The organism is Microtetraspora fusca, from assembly GCF_001570365.1.
In the GTDB taxonomy this organism is placed as follows: Bacteria; Actinomycetota; Actinomycetes; order Streptosporangiales; family Streptosporangiaceae; genus Microtetraspora; species Microtetraspora fusca.
This window is the reverse complement of the sequence record NZ_BBYK01000050.1, coordinates 126113-149419: the sequence shown is the minus strand read 5'-3', so window position 1 is coordinate 149419 and position 23307 is coordinate 126113. Positions and strand designations below refer to the sequence as shown.

The 23307-nt window shown below is 71.1% G+C and carries 23 protein-coding genes and 1 pseudogene; 10 read left to right on the top strand and 14 right to left on the bottom strand.

The features are described 5' to 3' along the window. From AWQ68_RS43600 to AWQ68_RS20605, 3 genes and pseudogenes are all read right to left on the bottom strand, one after another. On the bottom strand, nucleotides 1-697 hold a 697-nt coding region (locus AWQ68_RS43600; RefSeq protein ID WP_218006947.1), incomplete at its 3' end, for a hypothetical protein. 1081 nt (nucleotides 698-1778) lie between these two features. Then, the gene (locus tag AWQ68_RS20610) at nucleotides 1779-2333 is read right to left on the bottom strand and encodes a CAP family protein (RefSeq protein WP_066942571.1); all 555 of its coding nucleotides are present in this window, start codon (nucleotides 2331-2333) and stop codon (nucleotides 1779-1781) included. A 237-nt stretch (nucleotides 2334-2570) separates the two neighbouring features. Beyond that, nucleotides 2571-3808: pseudogene (locus AWQ68_RS20605) on the bottom strand (IS701 family transposase). A 213-nt stretch (nucleotides 3809-4021) separates the two neighbouring features. Between AWQ68_RS20605 and AWQ68_RS41085 the strand changes: the two are divergent. The 4 genes from AWQ68_RS41085 to AWQ68_RS20585 all read left to right on the top strand — a co-directional run bounded on the left by AWQ68_RS41085 (nucleotide 4022) and on the right by AWQ68_RS20585 (nucleotide 6864). Then, on the top strand, nucleotides 4022-4354 hold the full coding sequence (locus tag AWQ68_RS41085) for a type II toxin-antitoxin system PemK/MazF family toxin (protein ID WP_084464222.1): 333 nt from the start codon (nucleotides 4022-4024) through the stop codon (nucleotides 4352-4354). A gap of 132 nt (nucleotides 4355-4486) precedes the next feature. After that, nucleotides 4487-5257, top strand: a complete 771-nt coding sequence (locus AWQ68_RS20595) for a PIG-L family deacetylase (protein WP_218006946.1) — start codon at nucleotides 4487-4489, stop codon at nucleotides 5255-5257. Nucleotides 5258-5389: 132 nt separating this feature from the next. Continuing rightward, complete coding sequence (locus AWQ68_RS20590) at nucleotides 5390-6442, top strand: serine hydrolase domain-containing protein (protein ID WP_066942567.1); 1053 nt, start codon at nucleotides 5390-5392, stop codon at nucleotides 6440-6442. Next, nucleotides 6439-6864 carry a hypothetical protein gene (locus AWQ68_RS20585; protein WP_157545523.1) on the top strand — a complete coding sequence of 142 codons (426 nt, stop codon included), beginning with the start codon at nucleotides 6439-6441 and terminating at the stop codon, nucleotides 6862-6864. The genes AWQ68_RS20590 and AWQ68_RS20585 overlap by 4 nt, the downstream gene beginning before the upstream one ends. A gap of 189 nt (nucleotides 6865-7053) precedes the next feature. Here AWQ68_RS20585 and AWQ68_RS20580 read toward each other — a convergent pair whose 3' ends face one another. The 3 genes from AWQ68_RS20580 to AWQ68_RS20570 all read right to left on the bottom strand — a co-directional run bounded on the left by AWQ68_RS20580 (nucleotide 7054) and on the right by AWQ68_RS20570 (nucleotide 8821). Beyond that, nucleotides 7054-7728, bottom strand: a complete 675-nt coding sequence (locus AWQ68_RS20580; RefSeq protein ID WP_066942563.1) for a molybdopterin-dependent oxidoreductase — start codon at nucleotides 7726-7728, stop codon at nucleotides 7054-7056. Then, nucleotides 7725-8366 carry a TetR/AcrR family transcriptional regulator gene (locus tag AWQ68_RS20575; protein ID WP_066942561.1) on the bottom strand — a complete coding sequence of 214 codons (642 nt, stop codon included), beginning with the start codon at nucleotides 8364-8366 and terminating at the stop codon, nucleotides 7725-7727. The genes AWQ68_RS20580 and AWQ68_RS20575 overlap by 4 nt, the downstream gene beginning before the upstream one ends. 215 nt (nucleotides 8367-8581) lie before the next feature. Continuing rightward, on the bottom strand, nucleotides 8582-8821 hold the full coding sequence (locus AWQ68_RS20570) for a 3'-5' exonuclease (RefSeq protein ID WP_066942558.1): 240 nt from the start codon (nucleotides 8819-8821) through the stop codon (nucleotides 8582-8584). 234 nt (nucleotides 8822-9055) lie between these two features. On the opposite strand from AWQ68_RS20570, the gene AWQ68_RS20565 reads away from it, so the two are divergent. Further along, nucleotides 9056-9901, top strand: coding sequence for a M55 family metallopeptidase (locus tag AWQ68_RS20565; RefSeq protein WP_066942556.1), 846 nt, complete (start codon nucleotides 9056-9058; stop codon nucleotides 9899-9901). 263 nt (nucleotides 9902-10164) lie between these two features. Here AWQ68_RS20565 and AWQ68_RS20560 read toward each other — a convergent pair whose 3' ends face one another. Both AWQ68_RS20560 and AWQ68_RS20555 read right to left on the bottom strand, forming a co-directional pair. Then, complete coding sequence (locus tag AWQ68_RS20560; RefSeq protein WP_066942554.1) at nucleotides 10165-10776, bottom strand: VOC family protein; 612 nt, start codon at nucleotides 10774-10776, stop codon at nucleotides 10165-10167. An 80-nt stretch (nucleotides 10777-10856) separates the two neighbouring features. Next, nucleotides 10857-11213 carry a VOC family protein gene (locus tag AWQ68_RS20555; protein ID WP_066942552.1) on the bottom strand — a complete coding sequence of 119 codons (357 nt, stop codon included), beginning with the start codon at nucleotides 11211-11213 and terminating at the stop codon, nucleotides 10857-10859. A 190-nt stretch (nucleotides 11214-11403) separates the two neighbouring features. Here AWQ68_RS20555 and AWQ68_RS20550 point away from each other — a divergent pair, with 190 nt between their 5' ends. Together AWQ68_RS20550 and AWQ68_RS20545 are read left to right on the top strand one after the other, a co-directional pair. Next, a complete protein-coding gene (locus tag AWQ68_RS20550) occupies nucleotides 11404-12018 on the top strand; it encodes a helix-turn-helix domain-containing protein (RefSeq protein ID WP_245656010.1) in 615 nt (204 codons plus the stop codon). A gap of 141 nt (nucleotides 12019-12159) precedes the next feature. Further along, complete coding sequence (locus AWQ68_RS20545) at nucleotides 12160-13266, top strand: hypothetical protein (protein WP_066942548.1); 1107 nt, start codon at nucleotides 12160-12162, stop codon at nucleotides 13264-13266. Nucleotides 13267-13297: 31 nt separating this feature from the next. Here the strand turns inward: AWQ68_RS20545 and AWQ68_RS20540 are convergent, their stop codons facing one another. Continuing rightward, nucleotides 13298-15115: a multicopper oxidase family protein gene (locus tag AWQ68_RS20540; protein WP_218006945.1), complete on the bottom strand. Its 1818-nt coding sequence runs from the start codon at nucleotides 15113-15115 to the stop codon at nucleotides 13298-13300. Between the two features lie 322 nt (nucleotides 15116-15437). After that, nucleotides 15438-17063, bottom strand: coding sequence for a bifunctional NAD(P)/FAD-dependent oxidoreductase/class I SAM-dependent methyltransferase (locus AWQ68_RS20535; protein WP_084464221.1), 1626 nt, complete (start codon nucleotides 17061-17063; stop codon nucleotides 15438-15440). A 52-nt stretch (nucleotides 17064-17115) separates the two neighbouring features. Between AWQ68_RS20535 and AWQ68_RS20530 the strand changes: the two genes are divergently transcribed. Then, the gene (locus AWQ68_RS20530; RefSeq protein WP_066942544.1) at nucleotides 17116-17721 is read left to right on the top strand and encodes a helix-turn-helix domain-containing protein; all 606 of its coding nucleotides are present in this window, start codon (nucleotides 17116-17118) and stop codon (nucleotides 17719-17721) included. Nucleotides 17722-17844: 123 nt separating this feature from the next. On the opposite strand, the gene AWQ68_RS20525 is transcribed toward AWQ68_RS20530, so the two are convergent. From AWQ68_RS20525 to AWQ68_RS20515, 3 genes are read right to left on the bottom strand one after another with little or no spacing between them, the layout of a single operon-like run. Then, on the bottom strand, nucleotides 17845-19017 hold the full coding sequence (locus AWQ68_RS20525; RefSeq protein WP_066942542.1) for a sulfotransferase family protein: 1173 nt from the start codon (nucleotides 19015-19017) through the stop codon (nucleotides 17845-17847). 14 nt (nucleotides 19018-19031) lie between these two features. Then, complete coding sequence (locus AWQ68_RS20520; protein ID WP_245656009.1) at nucleotides 19032-19838, bottom strand: SDR family oxidoreductase; 807 nt, start codon at nucleotides 19836-19838, stop codon at nucleotides 19032-19034. Beyond that, nucleotides 19838-21016, bottom strand: coding sequence for a hypothetical protein (locus AWQ68_RS20515; RefSeq protein WP_066942540.1), 1179 nt, complete (start codon nucleotides 21014-21016; stop codon nucleotides 19838-19840). The genes AWQ68_RS20520 and AWQ68_RS20515 overlap by 1 nt, the downstream gene beginning before the upstream one ends. Nucleotides 21017-21104: 88 nt before the next feature. Here AWQ68_RS20515 and AWQ68_RS20510 point away from each other — a divergent pair, with 88 nt between their 5' ends. Next, nucleotides 21105-22028 (top strand): IclR family transcriptional regulator, encoded by a 924-nt coding sequence (locus AWQ68_RS20510; protein ID WP_218006943.1) that lies wholly within the window; start codon nucleotides 21105-21107, stop codon nucleotides 22026-22028. On the opposite strand, the gene AWQ68_RS20505 is transcribed toward AWQ68_RS20510, so the two are convergent. Beyond that, complete coding sequence (locus tag AWQ68_RS20505) at nucleotides 21991-22473, bottom strand: nuclear transport factor 2 family protein (protein ID WP_066942538.1); 483 nt, start codon at nucleotides 22471-22473, stop codon at nucleotides 21991-21993. The two genes, AWQ68_RS20510 and AWQ68_RS20505, sit on opposite strands and share 38 nt — an antisense overlap. A 73-nt stretch (nucleotides 22474-22546) precedes the next feature. Between AWQ68_RS20505 and AWQ68_RS20500 the strand changes: the two genes are divergently transcribed. Then, a partial coding sequence (locus tag AWQ68_RS20500) for a CapA family protein (RefSeq protein ID WP_066942719.1) occupies nucleotides 22547-23307 on the top strand: 761 nt, incomplete at its 3' end.

Sequence of the window (23307 nt, the reverse complement as noted above, 5' to 3'; positions counted from 1 at the left end):
CCGGCCGCTGGACGTACGCCGCGCGCTGGACGTATGCGCGTCGCATGCGCGGGTGTTCGACGTATGCCCGCTGGACGAAGTGCCTGCGGAGTGTGGGGCGCTGGGCGTACGTCATGCGCTGGACGTATGCGCGCCGCATCCGCGGGTGTTCGACGTATGCCCGCTGGACGAAGTGCCTGCGGAGTGTGGGGCGCTGGGCGTACGTCACGTGCTGGACGTATGCGCGTCGCATGCGCGGGTGTTCGACGTATGCCCGCTGGACGAAGTGCCTGCGGAGTGCGGGGCGCTGGGCGTACGTCACGTGCTGGACGTATGCGCGTCGCATGCGCGGGTGTGAGATCTGGACGAAGTGTCTGCGGAGCACAGGCCGCTGGACATATGCCCGGCGCTCGACGTACGCCCGCCGCATCCGCGGATGCTTGGCGACGCGGACTTCCTTGACGTAGGTCCTGCGGAGCCTCGGCTTCTCGACGTAGAGGCGCTCCTGGACGAGCACCTTGCGGACGACTCGCGCCTTACGGTGATGCCAGGCCCCGCAGCCATTTCCGGACCAGCAGCTGACTACGGAGCCTGTGACGTTCGACGCGGCGATCGCGGAGGGGGTGACGGCCGCGTTCGCGGGCTGGGAGGAGAGGGCGATCGGAACAGTGAGGGCGGAAGCCACCATTACGCCGGCGGCGAGAGCTTGTCTGAGCATGAAGATCACTCCGTGTGATGGTGATGGTTCCACGCTCCCGCTCATGCGCGGGGCTGGGTCTCACGTGACACCGGACCTGCTGGATGCTCGGCCTGGTCTCAGTCACTACTGATTGACGGAGCGTCGAATCGGTCTTCCGGGAAGACGCCGAAACGGCGTGTTGACCTGTCCTCACGGTAGAGGGCGCCGCGCCGGACCGGACACCCGTAACAGGCAAAGGGCTCGATTGGGGCTGATTACCTCTTTTCGGAAACAGAATTCGGGGCTCCGGCGCGTCGCTGCGATTCCGCACCGTTCTGGACGGGACGTTGGCCTCGCCCGCGTACTGATAACCACCTATCTCACCAAATGTTCACATTCGTGCCGGTCGGAATGATCAACCGGAGCTATGCAGGCTGTTCGCCAGGTCGATCTGGACAGACCCGGAGGGCACTCCCTGCGGCGTCCTCGTCGGCCAGGGGCCGAGGAGGATACGTGGCACAGCGGGTAGCCCCAGGAGCTTCTCGATCGCGGCCGCCCCGCGTCTTTCGGAGAGCTACCGGGCCATGCCATCGGTCGCCCACGCCGTTCGCGACATACCGCGACCCACTTCGCCGGACGGAAAAGCTCAGGGACGACCGGCGTTACGACGCCGTAAAGCCTTGCTCGTGAAGAAAGCGCATCGGTGACGCTCGTTTCGCCGAGCACCGTCTCGCCGCGCCGGCAGACCCACGTCGTTAATTCATCCATCCACGGCAATGACCGTCCGTGCGATTATGACTTCCGCAGAATGCGCCGGTCATAATCTGGAACGGGTTGCGGAAATACGGTGTGGCGGTCGGTGCCGCGCCGGTCGAGGTCGCTCGCAGGTGGTCAAGCAGTTCTTCGAGTGGTACTTCCACAAACCGGGGTCGAGCTTCATCGTCCTCCGCTCGACGAACTCGCAAAGATCGTCGATCGGGAAACGCGCGAGGTCGAGGGGCAGCGGCGTGTGAGAGCCGCCGCAAGGGTGCGAGAAGCTCGGAGAGGGGAGACAGGCGTTCGCCGACATGTCCACTTCAAGCTCCGCCGGCGTCGGCGGCGCTGCTCGTGACCGAACCGGTTACCTGATAGGCCGAGGGACGTTGGAGCCGAATTGCCCCATGTAGTTGCCGGCCGGGTTGTAGTTGCAGACGATGTACGTCGTGGTCCAGCTGGATCCTGTGCGGGTGGCCCGTGCGCAGCCCAACTGGGTCGACGACTTCCACACCACCTGGGTGAACAGGCCCCACTTCGTGAAGCTCCCCATGTTGTCGGGGTCGTTGAAGTCGTAGTCCTTGATCTCGTTGTACCAGGCACTGACAGCGTCAGCGCAGGCGGCCACTTTCCCTCCGGAAGACGCGGCGAGGTGCAGATTCTCCCCGTACTTGTTGGGGCTGCGGTGCGCGAAGTTCCCCGTCGAGGCGATGTGGTCGGCCCACTGCTGGGCCCAGTCGACGATCGCCGGCGAGGTCTGCATCGCGGGTACCCCGTGCCGCGCGCGATAGGTGTTGTGCGCCTTGAGGCAGTCCTGTTGGAAGGCGTCATCCGCGAGGAGCCGTGAGGAGACGCCGGCGGCCGCCGATTCAACCGGCCCCGCTACGGAGACAAGCGCGGGCACCGCCAGGGTGATGGACATGAGTAAGGGTCTGAGCACGAGCCCTCCAGGGGGACGGAGCAGCAGGACGTCGTCGTCGACCCGCTCATCCTGCCCGGCGGGAGGTCGCCGCGCCGGTGCCTCGCGGCCCTGGAACGCCAAGATCGTACGCGGGGCGTTCGGTGGCTGTGGCACCGTGGATCATCAACGGTCAATGTGTTGTCGGCGCTGCGATCAGCAGCCATGGATCATTAGTACTCCAGCCGTAGATCGTGATCTTCATGTCTGATTCGCGGCTTGTCGGCGGTAATGGCTGGCCTGGCTCGGGCCTGGTGGCGGCGGCGCCAGGCGGACCAGCGGAGCCGGTGGGCTGGATCGTGCACGGGCCGGACGATCAGCGTCGTGAACAGTCGCTGGATCTCGTTGCAGGTGAGCGGGATCAGCTCGTCCGGGGCGGGATGGCGGGCGTGTTCGTCGGCGCGGACGACGGCGAGGAAGGCGTGAGCGAGCATGGTCAGGGTGACCCAGCGGGACCAGGAGGTGAAGCGGCGAACCTGGTGCTCGTCCAGTCCAGCCAGGCCCTTTCCGGTCTGGAAGGTTTCCTCCACCCGCCATCTTGACCCGGCGACGCGGACCAGCGTGGTCAGGGGCGCCGGGGCGGGCGACCAACAGCGGTAGTAGGCCAGTTCACCGGTGGTGCGGTTGCGGCGGATCAGGAGCTGGTGGCTGCCGGGCCGGGGTTCGGCCAGGTTGATGACGGCCCAGTCGTAGAAGCGGTGCCCCTTGGCGCCGGCCCCTGCCGATAGCTTCTGCCAGGCCCGCTTGGGCACCTTGGCGGCCAGGGCATCCGCTCGGAACTTCCCGGCCGCGGTGGTGACTTCGTGGGAGCAGGCGACGGCGAGCACGTAGCCGACCCCGCGCTCTTCCAGCGCGGACCGCAGTTTCGGGTTGCCGCCGTAGACCTCGTCCCCCGCCACCCAGTCCGCGCGGTGCCCGGAGTCAAGGAACCGGCCGATCATGCGGGCGGCCAGCTCCGGCTTGGTCGCGAAGACGGTGTCCTCGTCCAGGCCCGCAGCCCGGCAGCGGTCCGGGTCGCATGTCCACGAGCGCGGAATGTACAGCTCGCGGTCCACTGCCGCGTGTCCGCGGCGGCCCGCGTAGACGAGATAGACGGCGACCTGGGAGTTCTCGATCCTGCCGGCGGTGCCGGTGTACTGGCGCTGCACCCCGACGGTGTGCGTGCCCTTCTTCACGTCCCCGGTCTCGTCGACGACCAGGACCGCATCTGGGTCGTGCAGATGCTCCACCACGTACTCCCGTACGTCATCGCGTACCGCATCGGCATCCCACTTGGCCCGGCCCAGCAGGTGCTGCATGCCATCAGGACTCGCCTCCCCGGCCCACTCGGCGATTGTCCAGCAGTTCTTCCGCGGCAGGTCCGCCAGCAGCCCGCGCACGAAGTCCCGCGTCCGAAGGCGTGGTTCGACCCGCGCGAACCTCGCCGCTATCCGGCCCATCAGACCCTCGAACGCCTCCTGCCACCGGGCAGGGTCTACGCTGTGAGCTGCGGCCACCGCATGATCTTCGTTTGTCCACACAGCTCACGATGATCATCGGTGGCCGCAGCCGTCTTCTCACAGGCCCTGACCAGCCAACATTACGATCTGTGCCTGGAGTAGGCGGCGGTCGAAGGGGCGACGCAGGCGCGCCGTCCCGTATCAGGAGGACATATGCGACGTGGCGAAGTCTGGTGGGCAGATTTCAACGAGCAGCGGGCAGTCGTACTGCTGTCGGGAGAAGAGGCGTCCGGTTTCTTGGCGATGCAGATCGTCGCTCCCGCGGGCACCGATCTCAGCGGCGTGGCCGTTGAGGTGGCAGTAGGTGCCCCCGAAGGACTGCCTCTCGAAGGCGTCCTGAGAGTCGCACTTCCACGTCCCGACCTCATCCCTTGCACTTGGCTGGTCACCCTGGCCAGGGAAGACCTGATCGGGCAGGCGGGCGTCCTGCCGTCCGCGAAGCTGAGCGAGATCGAGGATGCCCTTCGTCTCGGTGGACTCAATTAGGCAGAGAGGGATGGACGCCGCCGATGGCGCGGCCGGTCTCGTCGGGATGGTCAATGGTGGCCGCGCCATATCAGCGGCGCCCCCACTCACAAGATCACGATCTACGGCTGGAGTATTAGGAGGAGGGCTGCGGTGGACTTCGGTTTGATGTGTGTCCATGCCCACCCGGACGACGAGGCGATCTGGACGGGTGGAACCCTTGCCAGGTACGCCGACGAGGGTGCCAGGACCGCGGTGGTGACCTGCACCTGGGCGGAAAGCACGCACCGGGCCGGTGAGCTGGAGCGCTCCCTCGCCATCCTCGGCGCCGACAAGCCGAGGCTGCTGGGCTACGCGGACGCGGGAAAGCCCGAGTCCGCGCCCGGCAGCTCGCGTTTCCTGGACGTGCCTTTCGACGAGGCGGTGGGACGGCTGGTCGAACACATCAGGGACTTCAGACCCGACGTCGTGCTCACCTTCGACGGGTACGGCGGCTACGGGCACCCCGACCACATCCACGCGCACCGGGTCACCATGGCCGCGGTCGAAGCGGCCGGTTACGACCAGCTCCACCCCGGCGCGGGCGCCCCCTGGCGACCGCGCGCTCTCTACCTGGCGACCATCCCGCGATCCGTTGTGGTGTCTCACTGGCAGGAGGTATTCGGAGCGGCCCCCGACCCGGGACAGACGCTGCCGGGTGTCCCTGACGACCAGGTCACCACCCACCTCGACGTGACACCTTGGGCCGAGCGCAAATGGGCGGCGATGCAGGCGCACGAGTCCGAGGTCGAGCGCGGCGCGTCGATGACCCTGCTGACCTCGCTGCCGGAGCGGGCCCGTGCCCAGATGCTGTCCAACGAGTGGTACCGGCGCGTCGTCTCCACCGGCGACCCCGAAACCACCCTCTTGTCGGCCGTTTGGTAACAGGGGGGCCGCGACTCGTCGCGGCCGCGGAGGGCGCCGCGTCTCCGGGTTGGAGCGCAGGCCGAAGATCGGTTCTCATCTTGAACGCCTGCGCCAACGCGGGTCGGCGGTTGAGTGCAGATACTGCCAGGCATGGAACTCCAACTGGTGGAACGCGAGGTGTTCTCGCTCGTCGACCTCGGCACTCCCGGCCTCGCGGCAGGCGTCTACTCCGGAGGGGACGCGCTGCTCACCACAGCCGCGGGTACGGCGTGCGTGGAGTTCGGCGTGCCGATCGACGCCGACACCCGCTTCGACATCGCCAGCGCCAGTAAGCAGTTCACCGCCGCATGCGTGCTGCTGCTGGCCCGCGACGGCAGGCTGAGCCTTGACGACGACGTACGCACTCACGTGCCCGAGTTGAACCTGGCGGTCCCGGTGACGCTGCGGCAGTGCCTGCAGCACACGGGTGGTCTGCCCGAGTGGTACGCGGTGGTGGCGCTGACCGGACATCCGCTGGAGGGGATGAACGAGCAGCGGCTGCTTGAGGTGCTCGCGGGCCTGCGCACGACCACGTTCGCGCCGGGCACCGACTTCTCCTACTCCAACACGGGATACGTCCTGTCCGCCGTGGTCGTGCGCCGGGTCAGCGGACAGTCGCTGGCCGCCTTCGCCCGCGAGCGCCTGTTCGCTCCGCTCGGCATGGACGACTCGGTGTTCAGGGACGACGCCTCGCTGCCGCTGCCCCGGCTGGCGTACGGCTACGCCAACGAGGAGGGCGTGCCGCTCCGGGCCGACACGCAGGAGAGCGTCGTGGGCGCCGGCGGCCTGGTCAGCAGTGTGCGGGATCTGGCTCCCTGGTTCGGCTTCCTGGCCGACGGCCGGGTGCTCGGTACGGATCTGCGTGATGCGCTGCTGGAGCGGGCGGTGCTGGCCGACGGCACGGTGTTGCCATACGCGTTCGGCGTCTACCACCACGAGGTGGCGGGACGGCCCGCCTTCGGACACGCGGGCGGTGTGCCCGGCTACCTGTCGGACCTGCTCTACCTGCCCAGCGAGGATCTCGGCCTCGCGGTGCTGTCCAATCAGCGGGTCATCGACCCGCTGGCGCTGAATGACCGGCTGGCGCGTCTCCTGCTGGGCGAGCCGCCCGCGAGCCTGCGCGGCTGCCCGTGCCCCGGCACGCGCACTGGTACGACCCCGTGAGTGACGCGACGCTCACTGTCGAGACCGCCACCGGTGAAGGCCTCACGTTGAAGGACGTCGGGGAGTTCAGGGCGGCCGCCGACGGTCGCTGGCACGGGCAGGGACAGCAAGACCGCGAGTGGCTGGAGTTCAGCGGCGACTCGCTGGTGCTGGGCTCGATCATGGCGGCGCACCGGCCGGTCACGTTCCACCCGGCGAAGCCGCCCTCCGGCGAGCAGATGCCCGACGGCGCCTGGTTCAGCGAGGAGCTCGGCGTACGGGCGAGCGTGCGCGACGGCGTGTTGCGCGTCGGCCGCACCCTGGAGCTTCCGGCAAGCCCGGCTCCGGACGGGATGTGGGAGGCGGGTCCGTTCACGTTGCGGCTGGTGGAGGGCGAGTTGCTGGTCAGCGGCGGGGGCTTGCGCGGGCTGCGATTCAGCTGAGCCGCGCTGGAGCGGACGCCGGGCGAGCAGCGCGCGGACCTTGCGGTGAACAGGCCCGTCGAGCCGCTCATAACACGGCCTGTTCGGGCCAGAGCGGCGCTACTCGGACCGGTAGCGCTCGCGCTGGCGATCGCCGCTGAGAGCTCGCCTGATGTCCCTGGTCGGCGGCCCACTTGGAAAGATCCTGTGTCAGACGCCTGCGGATCCCGGGTCGGAGACGTCGCCGTCGTAACGGCGGCGCACGCGGGGGACGAGCGCGCGCCACACCCGCCGCCACACCCAGCCGGGGAGTAGCGCGCTGCGCTCCTCCTTCTCGACCCGGCCCCTGCGGTGGCCCAGTGGGCCCGCCGATCCGGGGTCGTAGCTCAGCCGGTACTCGACCGCGCAGACATGCCGGACGCTCTTGTAGCCGTAGTGCGCGGGAGCGACCAGACGCGCCGGAGCGCCCTGGTCCCCGGTCAGCGGCACGCCGTCGAGCGTGTCCGCGAGCAGGACGTCCTCGGCGAGCGCGTCGGCCAGCGTCAGACAACTCCGGTAGCCGTCCAGCCCGGTGAAGGTCACCCAGGCGCACCTCGGGTGCGGACGTACCCGTGCCGCGAGCGCCTGGTGCACCGCCCTGAACGGGACGCCGCCCCAGCGCAGACCGGTCGCGCTCCAGGTCGTCACACAGTGCAGGTCACTGACCTGCTCCCGGCGACCCGGCAGCGCGAGCAGCTCGGCGAGCTCGATCTGGGCCGGCCTCCGTACCACGCCTGACACGGACAGCACCGGCCGGGCAGGCACCTCCGGGCGCACCCCGGCGAACCGGGGCAGGCCGAACCTCCGCAGCGGAGCCGGTGACTGGCCGCGAGGCAGCCCGCTCACGAGTCGGCCTCCGGCGTCGCCACGTTGCCCGCCGCCTGGCTGGGATTCCGCGTCCGGCCGTCCGGTGCCAGACGCATGGCCAGCTCGTACACCTCGCGCAGGTCGCTCGCCGCCACCGGCGGGACCACCTGACCCGCGCCGATCAGCACCAGGTAGAGCAGGCGTGCCATGGGTACGGCGTCGGCCTCGGCGCCGCCGGCCTCCCGCCACAACGACCGCAGATAGTCGAGGCGCAGGGCGTCCACGCGTTCCTGCGTGGCCCGGACCTCGCCGTCCTGCGCCGCCCAGGCCCGTACGGCGATCTCCACGCGGGAGCGCTCGTCCTCCTCGGCCAGGACCAGAGTGAGAAGGTGCTCCAGCCTGGCCAGGGGAGAGCCGCCCGAGCGTTCCACCTCGTCGATGTAGCGGGTGGTGTACTCCGCCGCGAAGTGCGCGAGAAGTCCCGTCTTGAACCCTGCCATGCCCTTGAAGTGGTGGTAGAAGGAGCCCTTCGTGAGACCGAGCCGCCCGCACAGCCGCTCGATGGTCAGCGCGGGCGCACCGTCCTCGCTCAGCACCGTGAGCCCCGCCTCAAGCCAGTCCTGCCTGCTCGCCATGTGCGCGTCCCGTCGTTCGTCCTGCCCCTCGGACCATACCATACGGTACGGTATGGAGCCGTGGCGCTCGGGTCCTGCCCGCCGATCGGGCGGTCACCACAAGGTCGGCTCCTCGTGGCGTGGGGAGGCGAGGCCGGGCGGGACGGCCGCCGCCGTGAGGGCGTCCCACGTGGGGTAGTGGCGGGCGAGGTCGAGCAGAAGCAGCGCGGTGGCGTGCGCGTCGAATCCCGCCCGGTGACGCCGGCCGCCGATGCCGGTCAGCGGGATGGCGGCGTAGGCGAAGGGGCGCCCGCCACGTCCTGATTGGTGATGCGGTGGACGCGGGTCGCGAACGGGGTGATGGGCCGCGGCGGCCGGACCAGGGTGCGGCGGGCCGCCTCCGGCACCGGCCGGCCGGCGGCGATGGGAACGGCGGCGACCTCGACGAGGTCGGGCGGGGTGGCCCCGTTGCCCTCCACATCGACGACGAGCAGGTGAGGCCAGGTGCCGAAGTCCATGGATGCCTCCTCGCGGGGCCGGCGGCCGATGCTGCGGGCTGGGTTCCACCGTGCCGGGCCGGTCGGATCGGGGGAAGTACCTCACGAGTGTGGCGGCCGCCGCTCGCCGGGGATGCTGATTCCATGCGCTGTGCGGGACACCCAAGGTGGGCACTCAGCTTCGGTCTCGACGCCAAAGCCTGCCGTCCTCCGGGGTGAAACCCTGTGAACGGCGGCCAAGGAAAGGAGTAGTCAGTGCAGGTCTACATCTCCATCGACATGGAGGGCGTGGGTGGCATCGCCACCATGGACCAGGTCGTTCGCGGCGGACACGGGTATCCGCGATCGCAGCGGCTGATGACCGCCGAGGCCAACGCCGCCATCGAGGGCGCCTTCGAGGCCGGAGCCGACAGCGTGCTGATCAACGACAGCCACGGCACCATGGACAACCTGCTGCACGACGAACTCGATCCGCGGGCCCGGCTGATCTTCGGCAGTCCCAAGCTGGACTGCATGGCCGAGGGCATCGCGGCCGAGCACGACGTGGCCATGTTCCTCGGCTACCACGCCGCCGCCGGCTCGCCGGGCGTGCTCGCCCACACCTACTCCTCGCACTTCTACGAGGTACGGCTGAACGGCCGGCCGGTGTCGGAGGCCGAGGTCAACGCGTTGCAGGCCGCCGCGGTCGGCGTCCCGGTGGGGTTGCTCACCGGGGACGACGTCATCTGCGGCGTCGCGGAGAAGGCCTTCCCCGGCGTGCGTACGGTCGCCGTCAAGGTCGCGCACGGGCACACCGCCGCGGACAGCCTCTCCCCGGCCGAGGCCAGGCGGCTGATCCGGGAGGCGGCGGCGGAGACCGTACGGGGAGCCGGGGAGTTGGCGCCGCTGCCGATGCCCGAGACCCTTGAGCTGGAGATCGACATGCCGAGCACGCCCGCGGCCGAGATGGGGGCGCAGATCCCGGGCGTGCGCAGGATCGCCGACAAGACGCTCGCCGCCACCTTCGCCACGCCCCGCGAGGTCCTGGGCTGCGTCACGATCTGCTACCACCTCGCCGCCGAGGCCATGATCAGCCGGATGGCCCTGTTCGGCCGCCGCTAGGCATACCACCGGACGGTTCACCGGGCGCTGTTGACGTCAGCGGCCGGTCACGGCGGCGCGAGGACGCCTGACGTCAGTGCACCGCAGCCATGGCATGGCTCGCGAGGTGTACCTGAAGTACGGGGACCGCGACCCGGCGACCTGGGTGACCTAACCGCAGGAAGCCGTAACCCGCTGAGTGTGGCGGTCGACCCGTGGATCTCCGCGGCGTGACGCATGCCCGGAGATCCACGGCCCTGTCGTGGTGCGCACCGCCGCCTGCCTCAGACGGACGCGGCCTCCCATACGAACCCGTCCGGGTCGGTGAAGGGGCCGGCACCGCCGCCGATCACGATCCGGTGCGATCCGGTGCCGTCCTGGGGGACGCCGGTGTCCTTGGCGAGGGCGTGGCGCGGGTAGAGCGCCAGCGTGACGGCCGACGACGGAGTGTCGAACTCGACGTACTTGCCGCCGAAGCTCTTCGCCACGGCCAGGCCGCGGTCGACGTAGAACCGCTTGCTCGCCTTGACGTCCGCCACTCCCAAGAGGAGCGCGACCTGGTCGATGTGCCGGGCGGCGGGGCCGGTGTCCTTCTTCTTCGAGGACGCGATCTTGCAGATCGTCCCGTCCGGGGCGCGTACGACGCCGCCGTAGCCCCAGAACCCCTTCGTGGCCGGCTTCAGCGTCGTGGCACCGGCGTCGAGGGCGGCGCCGATGAAGGCGTCGACGTTGCCCGGCTGGGACACCACGAGTGACAGAGCGAACCCACGGAAGCCGGTCGTCGGCGCATCCGAGGCGCGTACGTTCACGTAAGAGCCCAAACCGAAGGCTGTGTAGAAGGCGTCCGCGGCCTCTGGGTGGGCGACTTCCAGGGTGACGGATGCGAAGGAGGTCATGGCAGGTCCTTTGAGCGAGGGGGATTCGTCGTCTTGTCGGCGGCCGGTACGCGGCGGATGTGGCGGGGGAAGGCTGACGCTCACAGGTCCTGGATCAGCCCGAGGACGTTGCCGTCGGGGTCGATGACGGTGGCCACCAGACGGCCGCCACCGACATCGTGCGCGGCCTCCTTCACGGTGGCCCCCGCGGCGGTCACCTCGGCCAGCTTCGCCTCGATGTCCGATACGTGCCAGTAGGCCACCGGCGAGGTCATGCCCTGCGGTCCACCGCCCGGCACCAGCCCGATGTGCTGGCCCTCGGACTCGAAGCCGACGTAGTAGGGCGAGTCGGCCTGCGGCGCGACACCGAACAGGGCCGCGTACACCGCCTTGGCCTTCGCCAGGTCGGACACGGGGTGCAGCACGGTCTTGATTCCCTGAGTGGAAGATCCGGTCATGATCACTCCTGTAGTCGTGGGTCATATCGAGCCGCTGTGTGCGCATTCAGAGCTTCTCTTCTGACCGGTTCACCCCACATCCGTGGCGGCCACGGAACCTTCCACGGATCGACGGCACGGATCGACGGCACGGATCGCGGGCGGTGGTCACTGCGGATGGGGCCAGGAAGAAGTGCGGCAAACTGGGACGGTGGTGGCAGGAGTGGAGATCTCGCCTCGGGAAGCCGAGGTGCTGGAGCTGATCGGGGCCCACCTCAGCAACGCTGAGATCGCGGCAGGGCTGTGCATCTCGGTGCTCCTGTCATCCCGGCCGATCTCGCCGGCCGGCACCCATGAGCTGATCGACGCGCTCGGTATAGTCACCGAGTCCGGCCTCGGGGCGGGGGATGTGCCAGGCGCCCGCCGATGGGCACGCCAACTGGCCGACCATCCATCGCTGGCGGAGGTCGGTCACCGCGCTACGTGCCGGCTGCTGATGGTTGATGCGCTGGCGGGCAACGTCGACGAGGTGCTCACCGGCAGCGTCCGGATCCTCGACGCGTGGCGGCGGGCGGGCAGCCCCGCCCGGTCGCTCCTCTGCCCGGCGGTGGCCGCGGTGGCGATGATCCACGGCCTCCGCGACGACCATGACGCCCGGCGCGAATGGCAGGAGGTCCTCTTCGACGCCGCCGGCTGCCGCTATCAGTCGCTGCGCACCCTGGTGCTCGCCGGCGGCGACCACGCCGAGCGTGGCGCGGCCGCGCTGGCCGACCTCGGCCTCGCTCCGATGGCCCCTGGCCCGACACCGATGATGACCGCAGAGTGACAGTCGCTCTCTCGGCACGCTGCGGATCCGGCACCGCCTGATCTTGATGGAGGAAGTGTGGGAACGGAACAGGACCCGGTCGTAGCGCCCGGACCCGGCGACGCTCGGGCCCGACCCCGCGGAGTCGGGAGGCGCGGGCGGGTGGCCCTGGCCGTCATCGGCGTCGTGGCCGTCGCGTCGGGGGCCGTCGCCGTGGTCCGCGCCGGCCACCGTACCGACGTTCCCGGACAGAGCGCGACGCCCGGTACGGCGGAGCGGACGACCGGTGCCGCCGCCGGGCGGGCCGAGGGCGCGCGGACGGTGTGGCCGGAGGCGGTCGCGTCGCTCCCGAAGAAGTCCGCGGACGGACTCGGCTATCGGCCGGTCACCGCGCTCGGACCCACCGAGATCCTCCTCACCGCCGGGCCGTCGTTCGAGGAGCCGAAGCGGTTCGACGTCTACGACATGAAGTCGGGCCGGAGCCGGACCCTCGTCACGCTGGTCCCCGGAAGCGACGGATACGTCCAGGGCGGCGTGGAGGTGGGCGAGGACTACATCGCGTGGTACGGCAGGAGGCCGCAGAACCCGCAGAGCTGGGCGGACTTCTGGGTGGCGCCCCGGCGGGGTGGGGATCCGATCCGGGTCGGCGAGGTGACCGGCGCTCCCGCTGGGATCGACCGCTTCGGGGTGAGCGGGGACCACGTCGTCTGGTCGCCCGAGAGAGGCGGCGTCTACCGCATGCCGATCGGCGGCGGCAAGGCCGAGAAGATCCCGGGAACGGACGGGCTGTGGCTGGCGTCGTGGCCGTGGGCCCGCAACGTCCCGGCGGCGACCGACATCGAGACGGGGCTGCTGGCCGCCAACCAGAACGTGCTGGTCGACCTGCGCACCGGCGTGCGGCAGAACATCGTCCCGCCGCCGGGCGCCACCGGTCTGCGCTGCTCCAGGGAGTGGTGCGTCGGCCGCCAGGGCGGGGGAGCCGTCGCGGTGCGCGTCGACGGGTCGGACCTGAGGCGTGTGCCGTGGACCATGACCGAGCCGGAGGTCCACGGTGGCCGCTTCGTCGAGGTGTACCAGGACACGACGAGCATGATCTACGACCTCGCCACGGGTAAGGCGGGCGGGATCACGGCGCTCAGCCCGGACGGGAGGTCGGGCTCCTACGGGCAGGGCGCCTCGTCGTCGCCCACCGAGGTCTTCTTCTGGGACGCGAAGCAGGGCGACGACTACGACGTCCTCAACCTGGCCGCGATCCCGGAGTGGGAGTGAGCGCCGCCCGTCCGGCCCTCGCGCCGGGGGGCTACGGCACGACCTGCCACGGGCGCATCATCTCGTTGTCCTCGTGTTCCAGCATGTGGCAGTGCTGGACGTATGTTGCGGGGTAGACGCCGGTCCCGGGGACCATGGCGAGCGGGGTGGGCAGGTCGAATCTCAGGGCGATCCGGCTGACCATGCCCGGAGGCGCGATGACGATGTCCTTCCAGCCGACCTCCTCGGCCGCCGGTTCCGTCGCCTTGCCGGTCAGGTAGCGGTCGAGCCGGGGCCTGCCCGCGGCGGGACGGCCGGCGGCGATCCACTTCGCGTACGCGGCCCGGTACGCGTCGGCGTTGAGCGGCTGCCGGTTCAGGATCTGGAACTGGACCAGATGGACGTGCATCGGGTGGCCGTCGGCGGACAGGTTGACGTACTCCCAGACCTCGGTGGTCCCGGCCTTGGGGAACTCCTCGATGGGCTCGTCGAAGAAGCGCTGGTTGATGGCCAGGTGCGTCGACTTCCCGGCGGCGTCCTTGTTGGCGATCAGCACGAACTCCCGGCTGGGCAGACCCGGCGTCGGCCGCAGCGCCGGGATCGGGGCCAGCCGGAGCCGCTCCGGGGGCGTCGTGCGGTCGGGGTCGGACAGTGGGCGGGTCAGCCGGAGCTGCATGATCTCCGGCATCGGGGTGGGCTTGTCGTTGTTCGGGAACGGGGTGGCGGCGTCGTTCATCATGGTGATCCGCCTGCCTCGCGGGACGCCGGTCAGGTCCAGGATCAGATCGATCCGCGCGGCGGGCGGCAGCCAGACGGTGGTCAGCGGCAGCGGCGCGGCACGTAGTCCGCCGTCGGTGCCGATCAGCCAGAACGGCCGGGCGGTCGCGCCGTCCTGGAACCACAGGTGGAAGAAGCGCTGGTTGGAGGCGTTGAGCAGGCGCAGCCGGTAGCGGCGCGGCTCGACCGCCAGGTAGGGGTAGGCCTTGCCGTTCACCACCGGTATGCGGCCGAAGAAGTTGGGATTCCAGCGGGGGTGGTAGGGGGTCGGACCCTTGTCGGGATACGACAGCGCGCCGTCGGCGGTGAAGTCGCGGTCCTGCAGGATCAGCGGCACCTCGAAGTCGCCCCGCGGCAGCCCCAGGCTCTCCTCGTACGCGTCCCGGATCAGGTAGAGACCGGCCAGACCGGCGTAGATGTTCAGCCGGTTGATCGCCATCGCGTGGTCGTGGTACCACAATGCGGTCGCCGGCTGGTGATTGGTGTAGGCGTAGATCGCCTCATCCGGCTTGGCGTCCGGCAATGTGCGGTAGTCGGGGCCGTGGCGGCCGTCCGGCGTGAACCACGCCTCCGGGCCGCCGTCGGAGTCCGAGAAGTTGAACCCGCCGTGCAGGTGGGTGACGGTCCAGGTGGTCGTTCTCTCGGGGAAGTTCTGTGGCATGCGCCCGCCCGGGGGATCAGGAGGGACGCCGGGGACGTTCTTCCACATCGTGACATCGACCGCGGACTGCAGCAGGTGGCGGTCCGGCAGGCGGTTGCGGTAGCGCACCACGACCGGGCGATCGCGGTCGGCGATCAGCGTCGGGCCGAGATATCCCAGTCCGGCCGGTTCGGCGTCGCCCGACGCCCAGTACCCCCACGTTGGGACGGCCGGCAGGTCCCGGTGGAACCGCCACCGCCCCTGCCGAATCGTCACCTCGTAGTAGTCCGCCCCGGGATAGACCGAACGCCGCGGAGTTGCGACCGGCAGCTTCGGCACCGCGTCGACGTACTTGGCCGGTCGCCCGTCGGGGCCGTCCCTGAAGCCGATCCCGGACGCGGCGAGGCCCGCGCCGAGCATCAGGCGTTCGAACTCTCTCCGCGACAGTTCCATCGGCGATCTCCTGTGTGCACCAGCCCTGCCGGTCACCGGCTCGGCGGCGACGCCGGCCGCGGCCGCGCAATCGGGATATTCACCGCAATTCACGACATATGCCCACGTTGTTCCACGCCAGCGCACGGTTACACGGAGAGGACGGCATCCGGCCCGCATCTCCGGAGGGCGCGACGTCGCTGGAAGGAGCCGGTGGACGCCTGCCTCGCGCTCGTACGGCGCCGGGGCGGCCGGGCCCGGGTCCGGCGGTGGTCCGCCGACGGCCCCGGCCGCCCCGGTCGGGGTGACATGAGGGTCCGGTACGAGCTGAAGCCGTACCGGGTCAGGCGGCGGACGCCTGGGGGGTGAGCGAGCGGCGTGCGACCAGGACGGCGTCATGGACGGTGATGGGCCGCCCCTGAGGGTCCGTCGCCGGGCGCGGGCGGCTCTCGGCCGCCAGCACCTGCCACACGGTGGGGTCCAGCTCGGCGGCGATCTCCTCGCCGGTGAACATCGCGTCAGGGAACACCCCTCGGCGGGCGGTGGTCCAGAGGTCGGACGGGTGGTGGCCGACGATCAGCAGGATCCCGCCGGGTGCCACCGCGGCGGCCAGTCGCGCGTACAGCTCCCGCCTCGCGTCGCCGGGCAGGTGCATGAACTGCGCCGACACCAGGTCGTACGCGCCCTCGGCGGGCGGCTGGTCGCGCAGGTCGGCGTGCGTCCACGTGATGCGGTCGGCGACCTGCGCGCCCGCGGTGGCGGCGTGAGCGGCGGCCCGCTCCAGCGCGGTGGTGGAGATGTCCACCGCGGTGACGCGCCACCCGCGTTCGGCGAGCCACACCGCGTCGGCGCCCTCGCCGCAGCCGACGTCCAGCGCACGTCCGGGGGTGAGCTCGGCGGCTTCGGCTACGAGCTGCGGGTTGGGGCGGCCACTCCACAGCGCCGGGCGGCCGCGGTAGCGCTCCTCCCAGGCGTCCCGCTCGAACGTCGTCCGCACCTGGTGCCGGTACGCCTCGACGGCGTCGCGGGTGTCCTCGGCGATGAGGTCGGCGTTGATCGCGGCGCCGGCCGTCAGGCCCGCGGCGGCGGACGAGATCACCTGAGCCTGTACGTCGGCCACGTTGCCCGCCACCCACACGCCGGGGACGGCGGTGGCTCCGGTGGGGTCGGCGGGGACCCGGGTGCCCACGACGTGACCGCCCATCTCCACGTCGACCGTTTTCAGGCCGAGCGACTCCACGACGTCCGCGCGGGCGGACAGCCGCGACGCGACCACCACCGCGTCGAGCGCGACGACCTCGCCAGAGGCCAGCCGTACGCCGGTGAGGATGTCGCCGTCCGTCTCCACCCCCGCGACCGGGCCGTCCACGACGACGATCCCGCGCGCCGCCAGCCGCTCGGCCTGCTCCGCGTTCGGCTGCGCGGTGTGGTGCAGCAGGACCAGCACGTCCGGGCTCCACTGCCGCCACATCTCCGCCTGGTGCCAGGCCATTGGCCCGGTCGCCAGGACGCCGATGCGCCGGTCGCGGACCTCCCAGCCGTGGCAGTACGGGCAGTGCAGCACGTCGCGACCCCAGCGCTCGGCCAGCCCCGGCACGTCCGGCAGCTCGTCCACGACGCCGGTGGTCACCAGCAGCCGCCGCGCCCGCACGCGGCGCGCGTCGTCCAGCGTCACCAGGAAGCCGTCGCCGTCCTTCGCGGCGGCCTCGACCCGCGCGGTGACGACCTGTCCGCCGTACCGGGTCACCTCGTCCCGCCCGGCCGCCGCCAGCTCGGCGGGGGGCGTGCCCTCCCGGGTCAGGTAGTTGTGCACGTGGCCGGCGGGCGCGTTGCGCGGCCGTCCGTCGTCGATCACCAGCACCGAGCGGCGCGCCCGGGCCAGGGCCAGGGCGCCGCTGAGGCCGGCCGCGCCGCCGCCCACCACGACCACGTCGTAGGTCTCGTCCACCGTGGGTCTCCTCTCGCTCATGGGTCCATACGGTGCTCTCTCGCCTGCCGAAGCGACAAGTTATATTGCCGATATGGCAAACAACGACGACGCCGCGGTCCTGGCCGCCGTGGGCCCGCGGCTGCGCGCGCTGCGCAAGGAGCGCGGGATCACCCTGAACCAGCTCGCGGAGGCCACCGACATCTCGGTCAGCACCCTGTCCCGGCTCGAATCCGGCGAGCGCAGGCCCAACCTGGAGCTGCTGCTGCCGCTCGCGCGCGCCTACCAGGTGCCGCTCGACGAACTCGTGGGCGCGCCGCAGGTCGGTGACCCGCGGGTGCGGTTGAAGCCGATCAAGCAGTGGGACTCGACGATCATGCCGCTGACCCAGCACGCCGGCGGGCCGCAGGCGTTCAAGATGATCATTGACGCCACCCGCAGCACGCCCGAGCCGCGTACGCACGAGGGCTACGAGTGGCTGTACGTGCTGAGGGGGAAGCTGCGGCTGGTGCTCGCCGATCACGACATCGTGCTCAAAACGGGGGAGGCCGCGGAGTTCGACACCCGGCTGCCGCACTGGTTCGGCAGCACCGGGGAGGCGCCGGTGGAGGTCCTCAGCCTGTTCGGCCCGCAGGGCGAGCGCATGCACGTCCGCGCGAAACCGCTCGGCGCGTCGTCCGGCGACGCCGTCCCGGACTGAGCGCTCCGCCACGTTCCCCGGTGGCCGGTTCGCGCGAGGTCGTCGTTACCCCGTTCGGTGTCGGCGTACCGCGAACCCGCTCCCGTCCGTCACTCCACCAGCGTCATCGATGCCGATCCCGGGTCAGCACGTCAGGCTGGCCACGTAGCCGGCGAACCGCTCGTCGATCTCCTCGCCGGTCAGGCCGAAGTCCGACAGCGCGTACCGGTGCGCCGGTCGGCGCGGGCCGGAGCGGCTCTCGTCGTGCACCCCCGCCATGGCGGCCCGCGCCTCGTCGCCGAGACGCAGCCCGAAGTGGGCGTAGACGGCCTCGATCGTGCCCATGGGATCGCGGACGAAGTCGTCGTAGTGGACGTCGAAGAAGCGCGCCTGGTCGTGCTTGGCGCGTTCGGCGCGGAACCGGTCCAGGCCGCGGCTCCACAGGTCGAGCTGGTCCCGCCCGATCACCGCCCCGGTGAACGCCTCCGACCAGCCCGCGGTCGCGTGCGCGGCCAGGCTGCACATAGACGCCATCGCCGTACGCGGGGAGCGGTGCGTCTGGATGACGAGCGCGTCCGGATAGACCGCCAGGAGCGCGTCGAGGGCGAACAGGTGGCTCGGGTTCTTCAGGACCCAGCGCCGGCCGGCGTCGCGGAGCCCGATGAGCTGGAGGTTGCGCCGGTGCCGGCGGTAGGCCGGCGTCCAGTCCTGCCCGTCCAGCCAGGCCGAGTACGCCGGGATGTGGGCGAGGCACTCGAACGAGATCGACCGCATCGACTGGCGCAGGAGCTGCCAGCACTCCTCCACCATGTCGGCCGATATGTAGTGCACCCCCATGAACTCGGGGTTCGCCACGTGGTGCCGCTCGTAGCCGGACTGGATCGCCCGGTAGACGGGGTCGTCCGCCCACGTCTCGCGCGGCGGGCGCGGCTGCGGCGCCTCGGCCAGCCACACCTCCAGCCCCTGGTGCGCGGGGTCGGCGGTGAGCAGCCGGTGCAGCGCCGTGGTCCCGGTGCGCGGCAGCCCGGTGACGAAGATCGGCCGCTCGACGGCCACGTCCGCGTGCTCCGGGTGCCGCCGCCACGCGTCCTCCGACCACAGCCGGGCGGCCAGCGCGCCGCGCAGGAAGGAGCGCTGCGCCCGGCTGCCCAGCGGGGTGAGCGCCGCCTCCCTCGCATAGGAGTCGAGCAGCACCTCCAGGCCGTCCAGGTAGTCGTCCTCGCCGAAGTCGGCCAGGCCGGTGATCTTGCGGGCCGAGGCGTGCAGGTCCTCGACCGTGCCGACATCCGTACGGACGGCGTCGCGTCCTGTGGTCATCGCGAACCTCCGGGTCAGTGGTGCCACTCGCCGCAGTTGACGTCCAGGCACTGCCCGGTGACCGCCCGGGCCGCCGGGGACAGCAGGAACACCGCGACGTCGGCGACCTCGTCGGGCTCGGGCAGCCGGCGCAGGTCGGTCGTCGCGGCCGTCTCGTCGTACACCTGCCGTGTGGTGACGCCGCGCTCCCGGGCGAGGGACCGGAAGTACCACTTCAGGTTGTCCGCCCAGATGTATCCGGGCGCGATGGAGTTGACCCGCACACCCTGCGGCCCCAGCTCCGTCGCCAGGCTCTGCGCGAGGGAGAGCAGCGCCGTCTTCGCCATCTTGTACGCGCCGAATGTGCGCCGCGAGTGCCGCAGCACCGCCGAGTTGACCATCACGACGGAGCCGCCGCCCTCGGCGAGCGCGGGCGTGAGGAGGCGGGTCAGCCGCAGCGTGGAGAGCACGTTCGTCTCGAAGCCGGCCCGCACCGCGTCGAGGTCGACCGTGCCGAGGTCGGCCAGCGGCGGGATCGCGAAGGCGTTGTTCACCAGGCCGTCCACCCGGCCGTACGCCTCCAGGGCGGCGTCCGCCAGCCGGCGGCACGAGGCTTCGTCGGTGATGTCGGTCGGCACGGACAGGGCGCGGCGGCCGAGCGCCGCGACCTCCTCGGCCACCTCGGCCAGCCGGGACTCGGTGCGCGCGGCCAGCACCACGTCGGCTCCGGCCTGCGCGGACCGTACGGCGAGGGCGCGGCCGAGGCCCGGCCCCACACCTGAGACGACGACGACCTTGCCCTCCAGCGACATCGGGTCCTCCATGGAGTCCTGCGCGGCCATCAGCCCAGCATCCTTCTCGCGACGGCGATCTGGCGGGCGGCGATGCGCTCCGCCCATTCCGCCGCGCTCACCCGCTGTCGTTCGTAATGGGGGAGGCGTCGCGGCAGCTCGTCGAACGGGAGCACCTCCACCTCCGGGCCGTCCTCCGGTTTGAGCTCCCGCGCGAGCCGCTGCCAGCGGAACTGCAGGTACCCGCGGCGGTGCCCGGTGCGCTCGATCCAGTTGGCCACGCCGGGGTCGCGCTCGCTGACGACGTATCGGATCATCCCGTCGGGATCGATCCGCGCCTGGTCGGCGGTCAGGCTCGTCTGGTGGTTGATGTAGTCCAGCGAGACGTACCACATGCTGCCTAGCTGGAAGCCCTGGTACGGCGCGTCCGTGCGGGCGGCGGCCGGCACCGTGATCACCAGGACCTGGTCGTCGTCGAGGTCGTAGTGCCCGACCGAGGAGTACTGCGTCGCCAGGCCGCCGGGCGTGGGCCGCGGCTCCGTCATCGTGTTGACCGGCAGCGAGAGGTAGTGCCACTCGGGGAAGGCGAGGAACGTGCGCAGCCGCGAGACCAGGATCCGGCCGGCCACGTCGTAGCGCTTGGCCATCGCCTCGGGCGAGCGCGGCGGGGGAGCGGAGCCGAGCGTGTCGGCGCGGTGCAGCCGGATCTCGCCCGGCCGCTCGTTCTCCCAGTCGCTGAAGACCTCGCGCACGACCAGCATCGCCGAGCCGGGCCCGAGGGTGAAGCGGTTCGGTCCGCCGTCCGACCCGGCCGGCCCGAAGCGCAGCTCGTACGTCCCGTCCGGGGCGATCTCGATGTCGCGGTCGTCGAACGCGGCGAGGCTGTCGGGCGAGCGCGCCGGGGAGTAGTCGCCGTTGAGCACCTGGAAGCTGAGGTCGGAGGTGGTGCCGCGCCGCCCGGTGACCACGTATTCCGCGTCGTCCCGGATGTAGGCGTGGAAGTAGAGCGTGTCGGGGTTGTCCAGGCCGAGCTTGGCGTACGGCCCGGTCGAGGCGACGAAGAACGGGAAGTCGCGCTCGTAGGCCCAGGCCAGGTGCAGCGACGCCTTGATGCTGCCGGCGAGGTAGTCGAGCCCCTCGGCCAGATCCTGCTCGGTCCGCACGTGCGGCGCCGAGCGGATGATCCGCTCGGCCTCGGCGATCGCCTCGGCGAATGTCTGCGTGGCCACCGGACTCCCTCGGATCACGGTACAAATATGTACCGAAGCGGTAGGTTGTCGTCCAGGTGAGAGTAGAACTGGTTCTAGGAGGTGGTCAATGGCGATGCCCAGGCGCTCGCCGCCGACCCAGCGCGTGGTCGCCGTCATCGACCACCTCGTCGCCGCCCGGGGCCGCCGCCTCGGCCTGTCCGCGCTCGCCCGCGAGCTGGACATCAGCAAGCCGACGTGCCTCGGCATCCTCACCGAGCTGGTCGCGGCCGGTTACCTGGTGCGCGACCCGCGCACGCTGACGTACGGCCTCGGCCCCGCCCTCGTCGCGGCCGGCCGGGCCGCGCAGGGGGAACTCGTCTCCGGCGACGTCGCGCGGCGGCACCTCGCGCCGCTGTCCGAGCGGTACGGCGTGACGTGCACCGCCTCGGCCGTGGTCGGCGACGAGATCATGATCCTGGAGGCGGTGGTCCCGCCCGGCGCGCCGCCGGTCAAGGTGGGCGAGCGCTACCCGTTCGCCCCTCCGGTCGGGCTGATGTACGTGCTGTGGGGCCCCGACGAGGGGCTCGACCGGTGGCTGGGCAGGGAGCCGACGCTGCCGGTTCGGATGGACCGCGAGCACCTGCGCGCCGTGGTCGAGCGGTGCCGGGAGGCCGGATACCTCGTGGAGAGCCTCACGCCGGCCGGCATGCGGCTCCACTCGCTGATGGCCGGGGTCGCGGCGTACGAGCTGCCGCAGGAGGTGCGCGCGCTGGTCGGCGAGATGGTGTCAAGCCTCGGAGAGCGCGTCTACCTGGGCGCCGACCTCGATCCGCGGCGCAGGCACCCGGTGCACCTCGTCGCCGCACCCACGTACGACGCCGGCGGCGGGCAGGAGATGGTGCTGACCCTGCACGTCGGCGCGTCCGTCACCGGCGCGGAGATCGCCCGGCGCGGCGCCGAGCTGGCGGCGGCCGCGAGCGCGGTCACCGCCGAGCTCGGCGGCAGGCCGCCGGTCAGGCCCCGGCGGGAGACGCCCAGCGGTTCGCGCTGAACCGCAGGCTCGGCAGGTCGTCGAAGGAGACGGAGAACTCGTACGTCCGCTCGTGGCCGGTGGCGCTGATCCGCCACCGCCCGTCCGGGCAGCGCCGGTAGGTGTCCCGGTAGTAGCCGGCGCCCCGGATCAGCAGCCGGTGCTCCATGACGATGACCGTGTCCTCCAGACACCAGCTCCCCGTGGCCTCGTCGCCGCCGACCTCGATCTCGGGGTGGCTGACGAGATGCGTAGTGATCATTCCGGCGCCCAGGTTGGCGCGCATGTAGCCGAGGATGGCGTCCCGCCCGGCCAGGCGCAGCGGCTCGCGGAGCATGGGGGTGTCGTACGCCGTGACGGCGTCGTCGGTGAAGGTGTCGGCGAAGTCGTCCCAGAGTTTGAGGTCCAGGCAGCGCAGGTAGCGGTACTTCACCTGCCGGATCTCTTCGAGCGTGGTCGGATCCATGCGCCTCAGCATCACCGACCGGTGGCGCGCTGGCAAGAACTTGTTCTATTTTCGCTCGGCATAGCATGGAGGTATGGGCCCGCGTCCGGTGACGCTGTTCCTCGGCGGCGACGTCATGCTCGGCCGCGGTGTGGACCAGATCCTGCCGCACCCCGGCGACCCCGCGCTGCGCGAGTCGTACGTCGGCGACGCCCGGACGTACGTCGAACTGGCCGAGGCGGTGAACGGGCGGATCCCGAGCCCGGTGGACGTCGCCTGGCCTTGGGGCGAGGCGCTCGCGCTGCTCGACGAGGCCGCTCCCGACGCCCGGCTGCTCAATCTGGAGACGAGCGTGACATGCGACGGCGAGTTCGCCCCCGGCAAGGGCGTCCACTACCGCATGAACCCGGCCAACCTGCCCTGTCTGGCCGCGGCCCGTCCGGACGCGTGCGCGCTCGCCAACAACCACGTCCTGGACTTCGGCCGCGCGGGCCTCGCCGAGACCCTGGACGCGCTCGCCGCCGCCGGCCTGCCCGCCGCCGGCGCCGGGCGGGACGCGGACGAGGCGCGGGCGCCGGTGGCCGTGCCGCTGCCGGGCGGCGGGCGGCTGCTGTTCTTCTCGTTCGGCATGGCCTCCAGCGGCATCCCGGAGCAGTGGGCGGCGACCGCGAGCCGCTCCGGCGTGGACTTCGTCGACGACCTCTCCGAGGACGTGGCGGCGGCGGTCGCCGAGCGGGTCCGCCGCGCGAAGCGGCCCGGCGACCTCGCCGTCGCCTCCATCCACTGGGGCTCCAACTGGGGGTACCGGGTCTCGGGGGCGCAGATCCGGTTCGCGCACGCGCTCGTGGCGGGCGG